This is a genomic window from Mucilaginibacter sp. P2_A4 (genome assembly GCF_056405015.1).
Map to the genome: position 1 here is coordinate 482,841 of NZ_JBFUCX010000002.1, position 17,899 is coordinate 500,739.

18 protein-coding genes are annotated in these 17,899 nt (G+C 40.8%); 7 read left to right on the forward strand and 11 right to left on the reverse strand.

Translation table 11 applies throughout. The annotated features are described in order from the left end of the window. The first annotated feature begins 37 nt into the window (after nt 1-37). Nucleotides 38-700, forward strand: a complete 663-nt coding sequence (gene can / locus AC1DYB_RS06155; RefSeq protein WP_295721006.1) for a carbonate dehydratase — start codon at nt 38-40, stop codon at nt 698-700. 199 nt (nt 701-899) lie between these two features. Here the strand turns inward: can and pruA are convergent, their stop codons facing one another. After that, on the reverse strand, nt 900-2,537 hold the full coding sequence (gene pruA / locus AC1DYB_RS06160) for an L-glutamate gamma-semialdehyde dehydrogenase (RefSeq protein ID WP_477433283.1): 1,638 nt from the start codon (nt 2,535-2,537) through the stop codon (nt 900-902). Nucleotides 2,538-2,689: 152 nt separating this feature from the next. On the opposite strand from pruA, the gene AC1DYB_RS06165 reads away from it, so the two are divergent. The 4 genes from AC1DYB_RS06165 (at nt 2,690) to AC1DYB_RS06180 (ending at nt 4,504) form a co-directional block, all read left to right on the forward strand. Next, nucleotides 2,690-3,139, forward strand: a complete 450-nt coding sequence (locus AC1DYB_RS06165) for a WapI family immunity protein (protein ID WP_477433285.1) — start codon at nt 2,690-2,692, stop codon at nt 3,137-3,139. Between the two features lie 130 nt (nt 3,140-3,269). Beyond that, entirely contained in the window at nt 3,270-3,635 is a 366-nt protein-coding gene (locus tag AC1DYB_RS06170) for a glyoxalase superfamily protein (protein ID WP_477433287.1), read from the forward strand. A gap of 9 nt (nt 3,636-3,644) precedes the next feature. Further along, the gene (locus tag AC1DYB_RS06175; RefSeq protein ID WP_477433289.1) at nt 3,645-3,992 is read left to right on the forward strand and encodes an MmcQ/YjbR family DNA-binding protein; all 348 of its coding nucleotides are present in this window, start codon (nt 3,645-3,647) and stop codon (nt 3,990-3,992) included. A gap of 101 nt (nt 3,993-4,093) precedes the next feature. Then, a complete protein-coding gene (locus tag AC1DYB_RS06180) occupies nt 4,094-4,504 on the forward strand; it encodes a VOC family protein (protein WP_477433291.1) in 411 nt (136 codons plus the stop codon). 491 nt (nt 4,505-4,995) lie between these two features. Here the strand turns inward: AC1DYB_RS06180 and rpsJ are convergent, their stop codons facing one another. From rpsJ to AC1DYB_RS06210, 6 genes are all read right to left on the reverse strand, one after another. Continuing rightward, the gene (gene rpsJ / locus AC1DYB_RS06185; RefSeq protein WP_022830652.1) at nt 4,996-5,301 is read right to left on the reverse strand and encodes a 30S ribosomal protein S10; all 306 of its coding nucleotides are present in this window, start codon (nt 5,299-5,301) and stop codon (nt 4,996-4,998) included. 132 nt (nt 5,302-5,433) lie between these two features. Continuing rightward, the gene (gene fusA / locus AC1DYB_RS06190; RefSeq protein WP_295721010.1) at nt 5,434-7,545 is read right to left on the reverse strand and encodes an elongation factor G; all 2,112 of its coding nucleotides are present in this window, start codon (nt 7,543-7,545) and stop codon (nt 5,434-5,436) included. Nucleotides 7,546-7,689: 144 nt separating this feature from the next. After that, a complete protein-coding gene (gene rpsG, locus AC1DYB_RS06195; RefSeq protein ID WP_091149764.1) occupies nt 7,690-8,157 on the reverse strand; it encodes a 30S ribosomal protein S7 in 468 nt (155 codons plus the stop codon). Between the two features lie 19 nt (nt 8,158-8,176). Further along, nucleotides 8,177-8,599 (reverse strand): 30S ribosomal protein S12, encoded by a 423-nt coding sequence (rpsL, locus tag AC1DYB_RS06200; protein WP_067190071.1) that lies wholly within the window; start codon nt 8,597-8,599, stop codon nt 8,177-8,179. A 1,072-nt stretch (nt 8,600-9,671) separates the two neighbouring features. Continuing rightward, entirely contained in the window at nt 9,672-9,866 is a 195-nt protein-coding gene (locus tag AC1DYB_RS06205; protein ID WP_295721011.1) for a hypothetical protein, read from the reverse strand. 122 nt (nt 9,867-9,988) lie between these two features. After that, on the reverse strand, nt 9,989-10,111 hold the full coding sequence (locus AC1DYB_RS06210; protein ID WP_477433294.1) for a hypothetical protein: 123 nt from the start codon (nt 10,109-10,111) through the stop codon (nt 9,989-9,991). 82 nt (nt 10,112-10,193) lie between these two features. On the opposite strand from AC1DYB_RS06210, the gene AC1DYB_RS06215 reads away from it, so the two are divergent. Both AC1DYB_RS06215 and AC1DYB_RS06220 read left to right on the forward strand, forming a co-directional pair. Further along, nucleotides 10,194-11,948, forward strand: coding sequence for a DUF885 domain-containing protein (locus AC1DYB_RS06215; RefSeq protein WP_477433296.1), 1,755 nt, complete (start codon nt 10,194-10,196; stop codon nt 11,946-11,948). A gap of 246 nt (nt 11,949-12,194) precedes the next feature. Continuing rightward, nucleotides 12,195-12,617, forward strand: a complete 423-nt coding sequence (locus AC1DYB_RS06220) for a hypothetical protein (RefSeq protein ID WP_477433298.1) — start codon at nt 12,195-12,197, stop codon at nt 12,615-12,617. A 347-nt stretch (nt 12,618-12,964) separates the two neighbouring features. Here the strand turns inward: AC1DYB_RS06220 and AC1DYB_RS06225 are convergent, their stop codons facing one another. From AC1DYB_RS06225 to AC1DYB_RS06240, 4 genes are all read right to left on the reverse strand, one after another. Beyond that, nucleotides 12,965-13,165 (reverse strand): cysteine-rich CWC family protein, encoded by a 201-nt coding sequence (locus AC1DYB_RS06225; RefSeq protein ID WP_477433300.1) that lies wholly within the window; start codon nt 13,163-13,165, stop codon nt 12,965-12,967. Between the two features lie 193 nt (nt 13,166-13,358). Continuing rightward, entirely contained in the window at nt 13,359-15,731 is a 2,373-nt protein-coding gene (locus AC1DYB_RS06230) for a ribonucleoside-diphosphate reductase subunit alpha (protein ID WP_477433302.1), read from the reverse strand. Between the two features lie 174 nt (nt 15,732-15,905). Beyond that, nucleotides 15,906-16,877, reverse strand: coding sequence for a ribonucleoside-diphosphate reductase small subunit (locus tag AC1DYB_RS06235; RefSeq protein WP_477433304.1), 972 nt, complete (start codon nt 16,875-16,877; stop codon nt 15,906-15,908). Between the two features lie 574 nt (nt 16,878-17,451). After that, the gene (locus AC1DYB_RS06240) at nt 17,452-17,823 is read right to left on the reverse strand and encodes a methionine-R-sulfoxide reductase (RefSeq protein ID WP_295721017.1); all 372 of its coding nucleotides are present in this window, start codon (nt 17,821-17,823) and stop codon (nt 17,452-17,454) included. Nucleotides 17,824-17,899 lie beyond the last annotated feature (76 nt).

Below are 17,899 nucleotides of genomic sequence, written 5' to 3' on the forward strand. Positions count from 1 at the left end.
TCGACTTAAAAAAAATCTAACTATAAAACTATAAACTATGTGTGCCAAAAAAATTTTCCATGATACCAGCCATATTACATACGAAAGCTTGTTAGATGGCAATAAGCAATTTATTGAAGATGCTTTAGCCGAAGACCCTGAGTATTTTTTGAAACTGGCCAACGGGCAAACGCCACCTGTACTTTGGATTGGTTGTGCCGATAGTCGCGTGCCGGCCAACCAGATCACCAATACTTCGCCGGGCGAGATTTTTGTGCACCGTAATATTGCCAATATGGTAATCCATTCGGATATGAATATGTTATCGGTACTGGATTATGCTGTAAATGTATTAAAGGTAAAACACGTTATTGTAACCGGTCATTACGGTTGTGGCGGCGTAATAGCGGCAATGAGCAATAGTGAATTCGGCTTGATAGATAACTGGCTACGCCATATTAAAGATGTTTACCGTCTGCATGCTGACGAACTTGACGCGATTGAAAACGATCAGGAACGCACTAACCGACTGGTAGAGTTGAATGTGATAGAAAACGTTTACAACCTATGCAAAACCTCCATTGTGCAAAATGCCTGGAAACACGGCCAGGAACTGGCAGTACATGGCTGGGTATATAGCATCAGCACCGGTATAATTAAGGATATGAAAGTGAGCACCAGCGACAATGCCAATTTGGGAGATGTGTTTAAGTTTAAATAGGGAATTAAGAGTCAAGAATCAAGAGACAAGAATCAAGAGACAAGAATCAAGAATTAAGAGTCAAGAATCAAGAATTAAGACGGGAGAAAAGTTGACAATAGTTATCTTAAAAGTAAAGCGCCGGGAATTGGTTTTCCGGCGCTTTTTTTGATCTATTCAAAAGTCTTAACTCTTGATTCTTGTCTCTTGATTCTATAACTTATATTTCTTTAGCCAAAAACGGGTACCTGTAATCCTTCGGTGGATCAAAGGTTTCTTTGATGGTGCGTGGCGATACCCAGCGTAACAGGTTGATCATAGAGCCAGCCTTGTCATTGGTGCCTGATCCTCTTGCGCCGCCAAATGGCTGCTGACCAACAACTGCTCCGGTTGGTTTGTCGTTGATGTAGAAGTTACCGGCTGCGTTGCGTAGCTGATAGGTTGCTTTGGCAATAGCATATCTGTCTTGTGATATGATAGAGCCCGTAAGGGCGTAGATAGATGTTTTATCTACAATGTTAAGCACCTCGTCAAATTGATCATCCTCGTACACGTAAATAGTCAATACAGGGCCAAAAAGCTCTTCGCACATGGTTACGTAGTACGGGTCTTCTACTTTTAACACGGTTGGCTCCACAAACCAGCCTTTTGTTTTATCGTAGCTGCCACCGGCAACAATTTCAACACCTTCATCTGCCTTGGCGGCATCAATGTATTTAGCCAGTTTATCAAACGAAGCCTCGGTGATTACGGCATTGATGAAATTTTCAAAATTCTCAACCGGACCTATCTTGAATGAGGTGATATCGCGCTGCATGTTGGCTTTTACTGCAGGCCATAATGAGGCAGGCACATAAGCCCTTGAAGCAGCAGAACATTTTTGTCCCTGGTACTCAAACGCACCACGAACAAGGGCTGTACTTACCACATCGGCATTGGCGCTTGGGTGGGCAAGTACAAAATCTTTACCGCCTGTTTCGCCCACAATGCGTGGATAGGTTTTGTATTTATGAATGTTGGTGCCTATTGTTTGCCAAATGTTTTGGAACACCTTGGTTGATCCTGTAAAGTGAATACCTGCAAAATCGGGGTGATTAAATATTACTTCGCCTGCAACCGGGCCATCAACGTAGATCAGGTTGATTACGCCAGCAGGTACGCCGGCTTCTATAAATACCTTCATGATTACGTCTGCAGCGTAAATCTGGGTGTAAGCAGGTTTCCATACTACAACGTTACCCATCATTGCGGCCGAAGCGGGTAAATTACCCGCTATAGCTGTAAAGTTGAAGGGCGTTAAAGCAAATACAAAACCTTCCAGCGGGCGTTGCTCTACGCGATTCCAAACGCCTTTGCCTGATACGGGTGGCTGTTGTTTGTAGATTTCGGTCATGTACTCCACGTTAAAACGCAGAAAATCTATCAGCTCACAAGCCGAATCAATCTCGGCCTGGTAAGCATTTTTTGACTGGCCAAGCATCGTAGCCGCGTTTATAGCAGCGCGGTACGGACCTGCAATTAAATCGGCAGCTTTTAAAAATATTGCAGCACGCTGCTCCCATGGCAGGTTTTCCCAATCGGCTTTAGCAGCCAGGGCAGCATCAATAGCAGTGGTTACGTGGCTGGCATCACCTTCGCTGAAGGTGGCTAACAAATGTTTATGATCATGCGGCGGACGAATTTCCAGCTTTGTGCCGGTGCGTACTTCCTTACCTCCAATGTACATGGGTATGTCTAACTGTTGCGCGCGGGCCTCGTCTAAAGCAGCTTTGAGTGCTACACGTTCAAGACTTCGAGGGCCATAGTTTAAAACCGGCTCGTTTTGGGGAGCAGGAACATTAAAAAATCCTTTAAGCATAATGGGTCGTCAATTTATTGGCGCAAAGATAGGGATTTTGGAGAGGATGGCGGGTGAAGGGATTGTCAAATTGTTAATGTAGGAAATACAAACGCGATGAAAGTATTAATATTTTTATTATTTAATGCTTTTATTATTAATATATTTATTGTGTGGAAGAAAAGGAAGAATCATTTTTTGAATTAAATATAGATGGAGATTCAGTCACAATCATCCCACTAAAAATAATAAATTATAATTCGGAATTATCCTGGGATAAAAATTGGATAGAAGCTCAAATAATAGTTGAAGCCGGCGGTTTTAAAGGGGATTATACGGGAGAATTCATGATCCAGGATTTTGTTAGGTTTAGAGAAGAATTAAAAGAATTGTATACAAATTTAGATAGTTCGGCTAAATTTAGGGGTTATGAAAATTATTTAGAAATTGATATCAAGGGACATGGGGCAGGATATTTTAATGCGACATGTATAGCTGTTGACCAATCTGGTTATCAATTCGGGCCTGAATTGAAGTTTGAATTAGGTTTTGACCAAACATACATTCCAGGTTATATAAAGCAACTCGATGGAATCATAAGTCGATTTCCTTTCATTAAATAATACTAATAAATTCGTATTTTTTTTATGCGAAAGCAGGCAGAGGCTTTGCTATAAATTCAAACCTCCGGGAATTTTAATTAAATAGTAATGTTTGATTTTGATTACTTTTAATAAATTATACCGATTGCTCATGTCCACCATAAAACCTATCCTCCGTATTTTCAATTACGATAAAGCCATCGAATTTTACATTAACTGGCTTGGCTTTAAAACAGACTGGGAGCATAAGCCGAATCATGCGCCTATTTACATGCAGGTATCATTAAGGGACGTTGTATTTTACCTTTCCGAGCATCATGGCGATGCAAGTCCGGGTGCTCATATTTTTGTGGAGGGCTTTAGCAGCTTAAAAGATTTTCATACTCAAATTACCGACAAAAAGTATAAGTATAATACTCCGGGTTTAGAAGTACCCGAATGGAATCCAAAAGCGATAACTGTAACAGTGAGCGATCCTTTTGGTAATCGAATAACTTTTTTGGAGGAATTAGTATAAGTTTATAGTATGACCATAGAAGATATTCAATCCATTTGCAATCAACTACCCGGCGTTACCGAAGATATTAAACTCGGCGAACATTTGTGTTTCAACGTAGGCGGTAAAACTTTCCTGTTTACAGGTCCCGATTCGGTACCGGCAACCGCGTCGGTAAAAGTGCCGGATGAGGATTTTGAAGAAACATTGCAAAAGGAGTGCTTTTCGCCCCAGGCATATATTGGCCGGTATAAATGGGTGCATATAGCTGATATCAGCTGTTTGAGCATCCCCGATTGGGAATTTTACATCAAACAATCGTATCGGCTTATTGCCGAAAAGCTTCCGGCCAAAGTGCGGAAAGAAATAGGGGTATAGGCAATGCTGGCAATAATCGCCCTTTAATTGTCGTATTTGCACCGCGTGGGTTTGGGGGGATGGCTTTACTTTTGCATCATAACAAATAAAAACAAACTATCATGGCAACTCAAATTTTTGTAAATCTTCCGGTTAAAGATCTTAGTAAATCAATTGAATTTTTTACCAGCCTGGGTTATACTTTTAATCCTCAATTTACTAATGAATACGCCGGTTCATTGGTTATAAGCGATACCATATTTTTTATGCTGGTAACCGAGCCTTTCTTTAAAACTTTCACCAAAAAGGAAATTGCCGATGCCGGCAAAGTTACCGAAGCCATCAACTGTATTTCCCTGGACAGCCGCGAAGCTGTAGATGAAATGATAACCAAAGCGGTAGCTGCCGGAGCCACTACACCAAACGACAAGCAGGATCATGGCTGGATGTATGGCCACGGTTTCGAAGACCTTGATGGGCACCTATGGGAGTTCGCGTATATGGATATGAGCCAGGCTCCGCAACACATGTAAGGGGAGTATTGAAGAAGTATCAAGTAGTTAGTATCAAGTATCAAGACAATTTCGTGGCATCGCACCGTGAGTGGTGGCTTGATGCTGAAATTCTGTTAATTCTTAAATTCGTTTAATTCCCGTTCAGACAAATTTGCGTTAGTGACAGGCGCGGATACCGGCCGGGAGCGGAATGCCTGCAGGCGTATGAGCAGATGGCCCGGCCGCAGGCAACGCCCTCAAATGGGGCCAAAGGATGAATAGATAATGGATGAAGGAACATTTCATCTCCCGTCATTGCGAGGTACGAAGCAATCTCCACACAGGCAGGTCAATCAGGCAAGTTTTACACTATCATGTCCGCTCTGTATTGTTTGGAGATTGCTTCGTGCTTCGCAATGACGCGTTGGAGAGGTTTGCCGTATAAGTAGCTTTATAACAAAAAAACACCACCCGAAACCGGATGGTGTTTTTGTATGTTGTCCCACACCTTTCAGTGGGCCGGGCATCTATCAAACTTTGATTTCAACTTCAACTCCGCTTGGCAACTCAAGCTTCATCAGGGCATCTACAGTTTTTGAATTTGAGCTGTAAATGTCTAATAAGCGCTTGTATGAGCATAATTGAAATTGCTCACGTGCCTTTTTGTTTACGTGTGGTGAACGTAAAACGGTGAAAATTTTCTTTTCGGTTGGTAACGGAAGTGGTCCGCTAACTACAGCGCCTGTTGGCTTTACTGTTTTTACGATCTTCTCAGCAGATTTATCTACCAGGTTGTAATCGTAAGATTTTAATTTGATCCTGATTCTTTGGCTCATGTTAATTTGATTTTAACCACCCTAAGAGCTATTTATTAGGGCAATTGTTGAATTATTGATTTATTGAATTACTGAATTAGCTTTCTTGTGTTTTTGATTCACTCAATCACTAATTCAATAATTCTAAATTATTTATGCGTTTGCAGCAGCTTTTTTGCCTTTTACTTTGGCAACTACTTCTTCCTGTACGTTACGTGGTGCTTCAGAATAGTGATCAAACTCCATTGTTGAAGTAGCACGGCCTGAAGTGATGGTACGTAACTGAGTTACATAACCAAACATTTCTGAAAGTGGTACAGTAGCTTTAATTACCTGTGCACCTGCACGTGAATCCATACCTAAAAGCTGGCCACGACGACGGTTCATGTCACCGATAACATCACCCATGTTTTCTTCTGGGGTAAGGATCTCGATTTTCATGATCGGCTCAAGCAATACTGGTTTACATTTTGGCAATGCCTCACGGTAAGCCATTTTTGCAGCTAACTCGAAAGATAGCGCATCTGAATCGACCGCGTGGAATGAACCATCAATTAACCTTACTTTTAAGCTGGTTAACGGGAAGCCGGCTAATACACCGTTTGCCATTGAAGCAGCAAAGCCTTTTTCAACAGATGGAATAAACTCACGAGGGATTGAACCACCGCTAATTTCATTCACAAACTGTAAACCTTCTTTACCTTCATCGTTTGGAGAAAGGATAACCTGGATATCGGCAAATTTACCACGACCACCGGTTTGTTTCTTATAAGTTTCACGGTGTTGGATAGTACCTGTAATTGCTTCTTTGTAAGCAACTTGTGGCGCACCCTGGTTAACTTCTACTTTAAACTCACGTTTTAAGCGGTCCATGATGATATCTAAGTGAAGCTCGCCCATACCTGAAATTACAGTTTGGCCGGTTTCTTCGTCAGATTTTACGTGGAAAGTTGGATCTTCCTCAGATAATTTACCAAGAGCGATACCTAATTTATCTACGTCGGCCTGTGTTTTAGGCTCAATAGCTAAACCGATAACCGGCTCAGGGAAATTCATCGATTCAAGAATGATCGGGTGTTTTTCATCACAAAGGGTATCACCTGTTTTAATATCCTTAAAGCCTACTACCGCTGCAATATCACCTGCACCTACATTAGGGATAGGGTTTTGCTTGTTAGCGTGCATCTGGAAGATACGGGAGATACGTTCTTTGTTATCTGAACGCATGTTGTGTACGTATGAACCAGCCTCTAAATTACCAGAGTATACGCGGATAAAGCACAAACGACCTACGAAAGGATCGGTAGCAATTTTAAACGCTAATGCTGCAAATGGTTCTTTTTCTGATGGTTTACGTAAAATTTCTTCGCCTGTATCAGGGTGATGACCAATAATACCTTCAACATCCATTGGTGAAGGCAATAATTCCATCACATAATCAAGCATGGTTTGTACACCTTTGTTTTTGAAAGATGAACCACAAACCATAGGTACAATTTTAGCATCTAATACTGCTTTACGCAATGCATCTAAAATTTCTCTTTCTGTGATTGATTCTGGCGCTTCAAAGAATTTCTCCATCAGGCTTTCATCATAATCAGCTACTGATTCAAGAAGTTTTTCTCTCCACTCAGTTGCTTCTTCGATCATATCCTCAGGGATAGGCACTTCTGTAAAGGTCATACCTTTATCATGCTCATTCCAAACAATACCTCTCCAGTTAATTAAATCAACAACACCTGTAAATTTCTCTTCGGCACCAATAGGTAACTGAAGTGGTACAGCGTTGCTGCCTAACATGCTTTTTACCTGTTTTACAACATTTAAAAAGTCGGCACCAGAACGGTCCATTTTATTAACGAAACCTATACGGGCAACGTTATAATTGTTTGCAAGTCTCCAGTTGGTTTCTGATTGTGGCTCAACACCATCAACAGCACTAAAAAGGAATACCAAACCATCTAATACACGCAGTGAGCGGTTTACCTCAACGGTAAAATCCACGTGACCTGGTGTATCAATAATGTTGATATGATATTTTTGTCCTCTGTAGTTCCAATCTACTGTTGTAGCAGCAGATGTAATGGTAATACCACGTTCCTGCTCTTGCGCCATCCAGTCCATTGTTGCAGCACCTTCGTGTACTTCACCAATTTTGTGGCTTACGCCCGAGTAATAAAGGATACGCTCGGTAGTAGTGGTTTTACCGGCATCAATGTGAGCGGCAATACCTATATTTCTTGTAAATCTTAGATCTCTTGACATGTTTTTTATTTTATGATTTCACTGATTTAATAAAACGATTACACTGATTTATTGATTTTGCTGTTTAGGGCGCAATCATAATAAATCAGTGTAACCTTAATATATAATCGGTGTAATCCTTTCTATATCGGTGTAATCCTTTAATTAAAATCTAAAGTGAGAGAACGCTTTGTTGGCTTCAGCCATTTTGTGCGTATCTTCTTTCTTTTTCACTGCTGCACCTTCACCTTTAGCTGCTGATATGATTTCACCGGCTAATTTCTCCATCATGGTTTTTTCACCACGACGACGGGCATAGCTAATTAACCATTTCATACCTAAAGCGATTTTACGCTCAGGACGAACTTCGGTTGGTACCTGGAAGTTAGCACCACCAACACGACGGCTTTTAACTTCAACTGCAGGCATAACATTGTTTAAAGCCTTTTTCCAGGTTTCTAAACCGCTTTCGCTGGTTTTCTTTTCAACAATATCAACTGCGTTATAAAATATGGCGTATGCGGTTGATTTTTTACCATCATACATCATGTTATTTACGAACCTTGTTACCATGGTATCATTGAACCGTGGATCAGGAAGGATAATTCTTTTTTTTGGTTTTGACTTTCTCATTGCTTTCTATCCTCCTTAATTATTTCTTTTTCTTAGCTGGTGCGCCTTTTGTAGGTGCAGCTGCCTGACCTGGTTTAGGGCGTTTTGTTCCGTATTTACTACGACGTTGGTTCCTGCCGGCAACACCTGATGTATCTAATGCACCACGGATGATGTGGTAACGTACACCTGGTAAATCCTTAACACGACCACCGCGGATCAAAACAATAGAGTGCTCCTGTAAGTTGTGACCTTCACCTGGGATGTAAGCATTTACTTCTTTTCCGTTGGTTAAGCGCACACGGGCAACTTTACGCATTGCTGAGTTTGGTTTTTTAGGGGTAGTGGTATACACGCGTGTGCATACTCCTCTTCGCTGTGGACAGCTGTCCAACGCTGGTGACTTACTCTTGTCAACCAGAGCTACTCTACCTTTTCTAACTAATTGCTGAATAGTAGGCATTTTTTCCTTTTTGTATTTACTGTTTTATCCTTATTTTAAGGACTGCAAAGGTATGGAGTATTTTTTGATTTTCAAGGGGTTGAGACGAAAAAGTTTTGTAAAGGGTTGATTGGGTGGGCGAAGGGGGGGGATAGCTGGGAAATTATTGTCATTTTAGGTGTTAGGGACAGTTTTAACATCTGTCATCCCGCCATTGTCATTGCGGGTTTTATTATCCTGGGGACATTGAACGGAAAATGACATCTCCATCACGTCATGCTGAACTTGTTTCAGCACCCCACTTGCTAAGTGTACTTCATGCGGTCCACCCGTCCTGTGGGATCCTGAAACAAGTTCACTGTTGTCCGGTAAAAGATTTGAATAAAACTTTACCGGACAGCCGGTTGAGAAATGGCTGCGATATTTTCAGTAAAAACTTTTTTTTGAAGCTATAGCGCATTCACAACAGGTTAAATGGCAAAAATATCGAAGATTGCGTGCTTTTTTTACCGGACAGCCGGTTCTTAAAAAAGAAATGAATTATTGAGTTTTTAGGGGGCTTGGTTTTGAAAATGCACAAAAAAAGGCCTTTTTTAGGCCTTAAGAGATGTTTTTATATATCAAAGGAGATTTTACCGGACAACAGTGAAACAAGTTCAGGACGACTTCAGTTTTATAATTTGCCATAGGTAGGCACGAAGCAATCGCCGACATGCAGAGACACTTCGTAGGTTTGCAATATGGTTACATAATACTAAAATGATGGAGCGAGCAAAAAAGTCTTTAATCCTTACTCCATAAACAGTGAAGCACTCAACGGAGTTAATCCTTTATCTAATAATGGCAATGCCTGCGGCCCGGGCTGTACGTTTATACTGCGCATGCATTAGTCACAGGCCGGTATTCACTTCCATCCCTATTGCGGGCGTAGGGAGTCCACAACATGTTATTCTCCTTGTTTAATAAAATAATTCGGCTGGATTTTTCAGAATAGGTTAAAACAAACGGTAAAAACCAATCGCCTATAAACAAACAAAGCGGTGATCACTCACCGCCTTGCCATCAATCACTCAAAAACAACACTCTTTATAAATTAATAATGGTTATAACCACCCTGGTTATAGTCGTGGTTATGGCCACGATCATGTCCGCGGTCATGATCATCATCATCATGGTACCTGCCATGGTGATTTCCGCGCCCGTATCCATCACGTACAACACAACCAGATGATACCGATATTACTACTGTTGATATTAATAATGCAAATGCAACAAATCTCTTTTTCATGGTAAATAATTTTAGTGGTACACCTTATTTAAACGATGTACATATGTATGATACATTTTTACCGAAAAGGTTTAATTTCAATATAAAAGCCTTTAACTGGTTATGGTTAAAGGCTTTTATTGTTATGCTGCTGCCGGCTTTGGCGGCGGTGGCGGATGTGGCATGTTGCGCGGCGGAGCGCAGCTTGTGGCTAATGTGGCAATTGTTACTGCAAGTAATAATATGCCGGTGAATCTCTTTTTCATAGTAGTATGTTTATTAATACAATACCAACAGGCCGAAAATTGTTTTTAAAACCATTATCTTAGATTTTCCAATTCCATCAGTATGAAAAAGTTAGCTTACCTTATCCTTCCATTTTGTATCCTTGTTAGTTGTAAACCAAAACCGACAGCTGAAAGCGCGCTATCGGGCGATGTGGCATTTCAAAAACTGGCAGATGATTATCTTGATGGTTACCTGGCCTGGCGCCCTGCCAATGGTGTTGCACTTGGCTATCATCAATACGATGGTAAGGTTACTGATATTAGTAAGGCCTCGATAGATAAAGAACTGGCGCGTTTAAAGGATTTTGATACCAAATTAAGCGGGGCTGATACCGCATCTTTTAGTCCAACGGTTTTTTATGATTACCGCATTTTACGTTCGGCTGTAAAAGGAGAGATCTGGACTTTTGATGATCTGGGCACTTTTACTAAAAACCCGATGACCTATGCCGGGATAGTTGATGTAAGCATTTATGTAAAGCGCAATTTTGCACCGATAGAGGAGCGTGTAAAATCAATTATCGCTATTGAAAAAATGGCGCCCAAACTACTGGCCGATGCCAGGCTTAATTTGAATGATACTTTGGCCAAGCCGTATGTAGAAACCGCTATCCAGATAGCTCAGGGTTCGGCAGCATTTTTAGGTGGCGATCTTAAAGTAGCACTGAAAGATGTTAAGAACGATACGCTGATGAAGGCTTTCAATACCGCTAACGATGCGGCAATTTTGGCGGTTAATGCTTTCGCCGATTACCTGAAGAAGGAAAAGCTGCCAAAGGCAAATAATAAATATGCCATTGGCACGGCCAGCTATCAAAAAATGCTGCTTTATAGCGAGGGAATTAAGCTATCGCCAGATAAAATATTGCAAATTGGCTTAACCGAATTGAAAGATCAACAGCATGCTTTTAACGATGCTGCTAAGATCATTAATCCAAATAAAAAACCGGTTGATGTATATCACGACCTTCAAAAGGATCACCCTACTGCTGAGACTCTGATCCCCGATGCCAAAAAGAACCTGGAACAGATCAGGCAGTTCCTGATCGATAAAAATATCGTGACGATGCCATCAGAAGTAAGGGTTAAGGTAGAGGAAACCCCGCAATATGCACGCGCCACAGGCACGGCGTCAATGGATACGCCCGGTCCGTTTGAAACTAAGGCGACTGAGGCTTATTACTACATTACTCCGGTTGATCCCAAATGGACAGCACAACAAAAAGAAGATTGGCTGAAACAGTTTGATTATTATACTACAGATAATGTAACTATTCATGAAGCCTATCCCGGTCACTACACCCAGTTTTTACACCTGAATGCCTCATCGGCAACAAAAATTGAAAAGATATTTGGCAGCTACGCCTACATTGAAGGCTGGGCGCACTACTGCGAAAAAATGATGGCCGATGAAGGTTATGGTCATAATGGCGATTCGGTAAAGGCTGCTAAATATCGCCTGGCACAAGCCGGTGATGCATTGTTAAGGCTCTGCCGTTTATGTGTATCTGTTAAAACCCATACCCAGGGTATGAGTGTTGATGAGGCTACTAAGTTTTTTATGGACAACTGGTACCAGGGCGATAAGCCATCCAGGCAGGAAGCCCTGCGCGGAACCTTTGATCCCGGTTACTTGTTCTATACCATCGGCAAGCTGGAGATATTAAAGCTGCGCGAGGATTACAAGAAACAGGAAGGCGCCAGCTTTTCCCTCAAAAAATTCCATGACGAAGTGCTTGACCACGGCATGCCCCAGATTGGTATGCTGCGCGAAATTATGCTGAAGGATAAAAGTACCTGGGGAGATGTGCTGTAGGGGGGAGCAAATAACTATTTTATTAAAAGCCTTTAATTGAAAAATTAGGGGCTTTGTCTTTAATAACTGCTTGTTCGATTAAAGTAACTTTAATTTTTTACATCTACTTTTCACCAAAAAAAGTAGATGCAAAATCTACTTTGTCTACACATGTCTACATTTTATTTATTGGTTGAGATATTTATTTCTTTTTTATTGCATTTTATAATTTTTTATCTACATTTGTGTATCGATACCTCATACAAAATGGAAATAACAGATAAGGATATACTCGATAGCTTAAAGGCTAAGAAAGAGAAGTTATTAACTGAGCTTCATAAAGTTAATGTAGCTATTTGTGTTTATGAAGGTGTAGAGATAGAAGGGGGATCTAAAGTAGTTATAGAAGGTGATATACCGGTAAGTAGTAATGCAATTAAGGTAGATGCTAAACCTCTTAATTATGAGCCAGGACTTACTTATAGCGGAAAGATACTTTTTGTTCTTAAGAAAAATGGACCATCTTATGTAACTGATATAGTAGAGGAGTTGTTAAAATTGGAACCAGGTGCTTTTGAAAGGGAGCAGCTAAGTAAGAGAATTACTATTATGACTTCACGGTTATATACGACTAAGAAGATAACGGCTAAGAAAGTAGGTAGGAAGAATAAGTACATGTTACTAACATAAAATACAAAGGGCGATTTAACGCCCTTTGTAAAATACTCGTAAGTTGTAGTTTAGAGTGCATTAATCATATTATGCAAACCATCATTAGAGTTGCGAAGTGAAGATGATATCATTAATCATATTAACAAGCGCCTCAACTACTTCTAATTAGTGCAGGAAAATGGATGCGACTCCGTTGGAAAGGCTGCCTTATGGTGGCCTTTCATGTTTATTGAAAACTAAGTTATATACAATATATGATTTATGCAACTTATAAGGATGTCCTTAGCTGTTTCTTTTAATATGTTTCTTAGTCATGCTGTAACTATGTAAGAGAAAATAAGATGCAATTTGAGTTCTAAAATATTTTACAAGGTGTTAATATATTCCTGCTGAATAACAAGCAGGCAATTAGCGCATAGGCATCCGTCATACAATTCACTCACATACTGCACTTCGTTGATAGTGAGCTGCACGGTACTGCACTGGCACTTGGTGAATGAATTGGCTTTACATTCAAAAGTGGCCTCACAGCGTTCGCAACGGATAATCTCGTGTTTTGGGTGCATAGTTTTAGTCCGGAAGTCGGGAAAGTCCGGGAAGTCCGAAAGTTTGTTTTTTGTTGTTTGTCAAAGGTCGACAAGTTTGATAGTAAATAAAAGCTTTGCGAATCATTATAATGTAAAAGACCGGTAAGCTGTTGAGCTACCGGTCTTCTTTTATCTTTCGGACTTTTCCGACTTGCTGACTTTCCGACTACGCTTACGCAGAGCAGGTAACGCAACCTTCTTCCATTGAGCAGCTTGGGCCTTCTGGAACATTATCTGCAAGTTGGTTTACATGTTCCGGAATAACAGGCTCCATGTTTGATCCGCCCTGATTCTCTACTGTGAACTTAACAGCTTGTGAAGCAGCTTGTGTACGCAGGTAATACATACCAGTTTTTAAGCCTTTTTTCCATGCGTAGAAGTGCATTGAAGTTAGTTTGGAGGCGTTTGGCGAGTTGATGAAAAGGTTCAATGATTGCGATTGACAAACATAAGCACCTCTATCAGCAGCCATATCAATGATGTTACGCATCTTTATTTCCCAAACTGTTTTGTACAGTTCTTTGATATCTGCAGGTATTTCGGCAATGTCCTGTACAGATCCGTTTGCTGTGATGATCTTATCTTTCATAGCAGGGGTCCATAAGCCAAGGTTAACCAGGTCGCGCAATAAGTATTTGTTTACTACGATGAACTCACCACTCAATACCCTACGGGTGTAAATGTTTGAAGTATATGGCTCAAAGCACTCGTTGTTACCTAATATTTGTGAGGTTGATGCAGTTGGCATTGGCGCTACTAACAGTGAGTTGCGTACACCATGGTTCATTACATCCAGGCGCAGGTTTTCCCAATCCCAACGGTTAGTGGCAGGTGATACATTCCAAAGATCAAACTGGAATTTACCTTTTGATAACGGTGAACCTTTAAATGTTTCGTAAGGGCCATCTTTTATAGCCAAATCTTTAGAAGCCGTCATGGCAGCAAAATAAATGGTTTCAAAGATCTCTTTGTTCAGTTGTTTAGCCTCATCGCTTTCAAACGGCATACGCAGCTGGATGAAAGTATCCGCCAAACCTTGTACACCTAAACCAATAGGGCGGTGACGTAAGTTTGAATATTCGGCTTCCTTAACCGGGTAGTAGTTATAATCGATGATCTTGTTCAGGTTTAAAGTAGCCTGGTAAGTAACATCATACAATTTGTTATGATCAAAGGTTCCGTTGCTGATGTAACGTGGCAGTGCCAATGAAGCAAGGTTACAAACCGCTATCTCGTTAGCATCGGTATACTCCATAATTTCGGTACAAAGGTTTGAACTTTTTATAGTACCTAAATTTTGCTGGTTTGATTTGCTGTTGGCAGCATCTTTATACAAGAGGTATGGTGTACCGGTTTCTACCTGGGCATCTAATACGGCAAACCAAAGTTCCTGTGCTTTGATGGTTCTGCGGGCACGGCCTTCTTTTTCGTACCTGGTGTACAATTCAACAAACTCGGCACCGAAACAATCGGCCAAACCTGGTGCTTCATGCGGGCAAAACAAGCTCCACTCTTCGTTGGCCTCAACACGCTCCATGAACAGGTCAGATACCCAAAGGGCATAGAACAAATCGCGGGCACGCATTTCTTCTTTACCGTGGTTTTTACGCAGATCTAAAAATTCAAATATATCTGCATGCCATGGCTCAAGGTAGATAGCGAAAGCGCCTTTACGCTTGCCACCGCCCTGGTCAACATAGCGGGCGGTATCGTTAAATACACGCAGCATTGGGATAATTCCATTACTTGTGCCATTTGTACCGCTGATGTATGAGCCTGTAGCCCTTACGTTGTGGATGCTTAAACCGATACCACCGGCACTTTGCGAAATTTTAGCAGTTTGTTTTAAAGTATCATATATGCCATCAATGCTATCATCTTTCATGGTTAACAGGAAGCATGATGACATTTGTGGTTTTGGTGTACCTGCATTAAAAAGGGTAGGAGTAGCGTGAGTAAACCAGCGCTCGCTCATTAAATGGTATGTTTTGATTGCGCTTTCAACATCCTCTTTGTGAATACCAACAGATACACGCATAAACAGGTGTTGCGGACGCTCCACAATTTTACCATCCACCTTTAACAGGTATGATTTTTCAAGTGTTTTGAAACCGAAGTAGTCGAAACCAAAGTCGCGGTCATAAATGATCGTACTATCTAACAGTTCGGCATTTGATTGAATAACTTCCCATACATCATCGGCTATAAGTGAAGCATTTTTGCCTGTTTTGCCATCCACGTAGTTGTACAGGAGGCGCATAGTTTCTGAGAACGACTTGATCGTATTTTTGTGCAGGTTTGATACTGCTATACGCGAAGCCAGTAAAGCATAATCAGGGTGCTTCGTCGTTAATGATGCTGCAGTTTCGGCAGCGAGGTTGTCAAGTTCTGAAGTTGTTACTCCATCAAATAAACCTTCAATTACCTTTTTTGCCACATCAATTGGGTCAACCAGTTGGAACCCATAACACAGTTTTTCGATACGAGCTGTGATCTTGTCGAATTTTACCGATTCTTTTCTACCGTCTCTTTTTACTACAAGCATATTTAATGGTATTTAGTAGTTAGTGTCAAGTAGCAAGACCTGAACCAACTTGTGTGTATATTGTATTTTGTTAACTCTTATTTTTTGTATCAAGTAGTTAGTATCAAGTAGCAAGACCTTTTACCAACCGGTGATTTTTACAGATAATTAAGCATCCCGATACTTGATACTGACTTAAAAGTCTTCATCTAATGAGAATGCTTTACTTTCGGCATTGTTTAATACACCGCTTTTTTGATAATCGCCAACGCGTTTTTCAAAAAAGTTGGTTTTGCCTTGTAGTGATATCATCTCCATAAAATCAAACGGGTTGCTGGCGCCGTAATGTTTTTCGTACCCCAGTTCGCCCAGCCACCTGTCGGCCACAAATTCAATATATTGACTCATTAATTTGGCATTCATCCCTATCAGGTTAACAGGTAACGCGTCAGTAACAAATTCTTTTTCAATTTCAACAGCATCGGTAATAATGCTTAAAACTGCTTCGGCGCTCAACCTTTTGTTTAGCATTTTGTAAAGCAGGCAGGCAAATTCGCAATGCGAACCTTCATCACGGGAGATCAATTCATTGCTGAAAGTTAATCCCGGCATCAGGCCACGTTTTTTAAGCCAGAAGATAGAGCAGAAGCTACCTGAGAAGAAGATCCCTTCAACAGCAGCAAAAGCTACCAAACGCTCGGCAAAATTACCGTTGTTTATCCAGCGTAAAGCCCACTCGGCCTTTTTACCCACACATGGTACCGTATCAATGGCATGGAACAGGCGGTCTTTTTCGGCCGGATCTTTAATGTAGGTATCAATCAGCAAGGCATAGGTTTCTGAGTGGATGTTCTCCATCATGATCTGGAAACCGTAAAAGCAACGGGCTTCTGGTAATTGTACCTCGCTCATGAAATTCACAGCCAGGTTCTCATTCACTATACCATCGCTTGCCGCAAAGAAAGCCAGGATGTGCGAGATGAAATGCTTCTCGCCTGAATTCAGATTTTCCCAATGCTTCATATCGTCCGAGAGATCGATTTCTTCGGCTGTCCAAAAACTGGCTTCAGCCTTTTTATACATTTCCCAAATGGCCGGATACTTAATAGGTAGTATCACAAACCTGTCTTTATTCTCTCTCAGTAATATTTCGTCTTCCTGTATCATTGGTACCTGTTTTTTATTCGTTTTATCCCTACGTAGCGCCATCAGACACCAAAGCGAGCCTTATTAAAAATAAAGCTTTCAAGTTTTTGTGATTTAGCTTGACCAATCACAATGTTTAGTATGTAAATCTATGACAGCTAAGTGTTTGTATTGTGGATGACGAATGCATCCGCTGCCTGTTGAATACCTTTTTTATTACCTTGTAGAACAAAGTTAATGTTTGAGTTGGAATGCTTATAATGATAGTTTTTAACAAAGGCCAGAGTTATTAACACTTTGTGCCATAACTTTTAAAGCCGCCTGGCTAAACAGAAAATTAATGAACTTGATTACAGCTAATTAAAATTGAACCCTAAAATGGATAGTGTAAAAACTTGCCGAAAACAATAATTTAACATTGTAAATTACTTTACTTAACACCGACAATCATTGAAAAATGCATAATGGCTTTGCTAAAGCCGGATGGGAATCTCGAAATCTGGCTCTGAAAATAGCCGCAAAACCGGTTTGTGGAAAACAAAAGGTCCCGATCGACTTTAATCGACCGGGACATTCCTGAATTGTTTAAAGAAAATTATTTAATATCATCTGCCGATACAAATTTCATCGACACTGAATTTACACAATGGCGGGTGTTTTTTGGGGTGAAGTATTCACCTTCAAAAACGTGACCTAAGTGCGCGCCGCAATTAGCGCACTCAATTTCAACGCGGCGACCATCCGGATCTGGTACTCTTTTTACTGCACCGGGTATTTCATCATCAAAACTTGGCCATCCGCAATGCGATTCAAATTTTGACTCGGAAGTGTAAAGCGGGGTGTCGCAACGTTTGCAAACATATAAACCCTGAGCATGGTTATTTAACAACGCGCCTGTAAACGGGCGCTCGGTGCCTTTATGTAATATAATATATTCTTCTTCGGGTGTTAACTTGTTGTATTCCATTTTTATTTAGTGAGTTTATGAGTGGGTGAATTAGTGATTTTAGTTCACCTTTTTGCTACATAAAGATACGACAATT

Coding starts and splice junctions, on each gene's coding strand:
- can (WP_295721006.1), top strand. CDS start 38: ATGTGTGCCAAAAAAATTTTCCATGATACCAGCCATATTACATACGAA.
- pruA (WP_477433283.1), bottom strand. CDS start 2,537: ATGCTTAAAGGATTTTTTAATGTTCCTGCTCCCCAAAACGAGCCGGTT.
- AC1DYB_RS06170 (WP_477433287.1), top strand. CDS start 3,270: ATGTCCACCATAAAACCTATCCTCCGTATTTTCAATTACGATAAAGCC.
- AC1DYB_RS06175 (WP_477433289.1), top strand. CDS start 3,645: ATGACCATAGAAGATATTCAATCCATTTGCAATCAACTACCCGGCGTT.
- AC1DYB_RS06180 (WP_477433291.1), top strand. CDS start 4,094: ATGGCAACTCAAATTTTTGTAAATCTTCCGGTTAAAGATCTTAGTAAA.
- rpsJ (WP_022830652.1), bottom strand. CDS start 5,301: ATGAGCCAAAGAATCAGGATCAAATTAAAATCTTACGATTACAACCTG.
- fusA (WP_295721010.1), bottom strand. CDS start 7,545: ATGTCAAGAGATCTAAGATTTACAAGAAATATAGGTATTGCCGCTCAC.
- rpsG (WP_091149764.1), bottom strand. CDS start 8,157: ATGAGAAAGTCAAAACCAAAAAAAAGAATTATCCTTCCTGATCCACGG.
- rpsL (WP_067190071.1), bottom strand. CDS start 8,599: ATGCCTACTATTCAGCAATTAGTTAGAAAAGGTAGAGTAGCTCTGGTT.
- AC1DYB_RS06205 (WP_295721011.1), bottom strand. CDS start 9,866: ATGAAAAAGAGATTTGTTGCATTTGCATTATTAATATCAACAGTAGTA.
- AC1DYB_RS06210 (WP_477433294.1), bottom strand. CDS start 10,111: ATGAAAAAGAGATTCACCGGCATATTATTACTTGCAGTAACAATTGCC.
- AC1DYB_RS06215 (WP_477433296.1), top strand. CDS start 10,194: ATGAAAAAGTTAGCTTACCTTATCCTTCCATTTTGTATCCTTGTTAGT.
- AC1DYB_RS06220 (WP_477433298.1), top strand. CDS start 12,195: ATGGAAATAACAGATAAGGATATACTCGATAGCTTAAAGGCTAAGAAA.
- AC1DYB_RS06225 (WP_477433300.1), bottom strand. CDS start 13,165: ATGCACCCAAAACACGAGATTATCCGTTGCGAACGCTGTGAGGCCACT.
- AC1DYB_RS06230 (WP_477433302.1), bottom strand. CDS start 15,731: ATGCTTGTAGTAAAAAGAGACGGTAGAAAAGAATCGGTAAAATTCGAC.
- AC1DYB_RS06235 (WP_477433304.1), bottom strand. CDS start 16,877: ATGATACAGGAAGACGAAATATTACTGAGAGAGAATAAAGACAGGTTT.
- AC1DYB_RS06240 (WP_295721017.1), bottom strand. CDS start 17,823: ATGGAATACAACAAGTTAACACCCGAAGAAGAATATATTATATTACAT.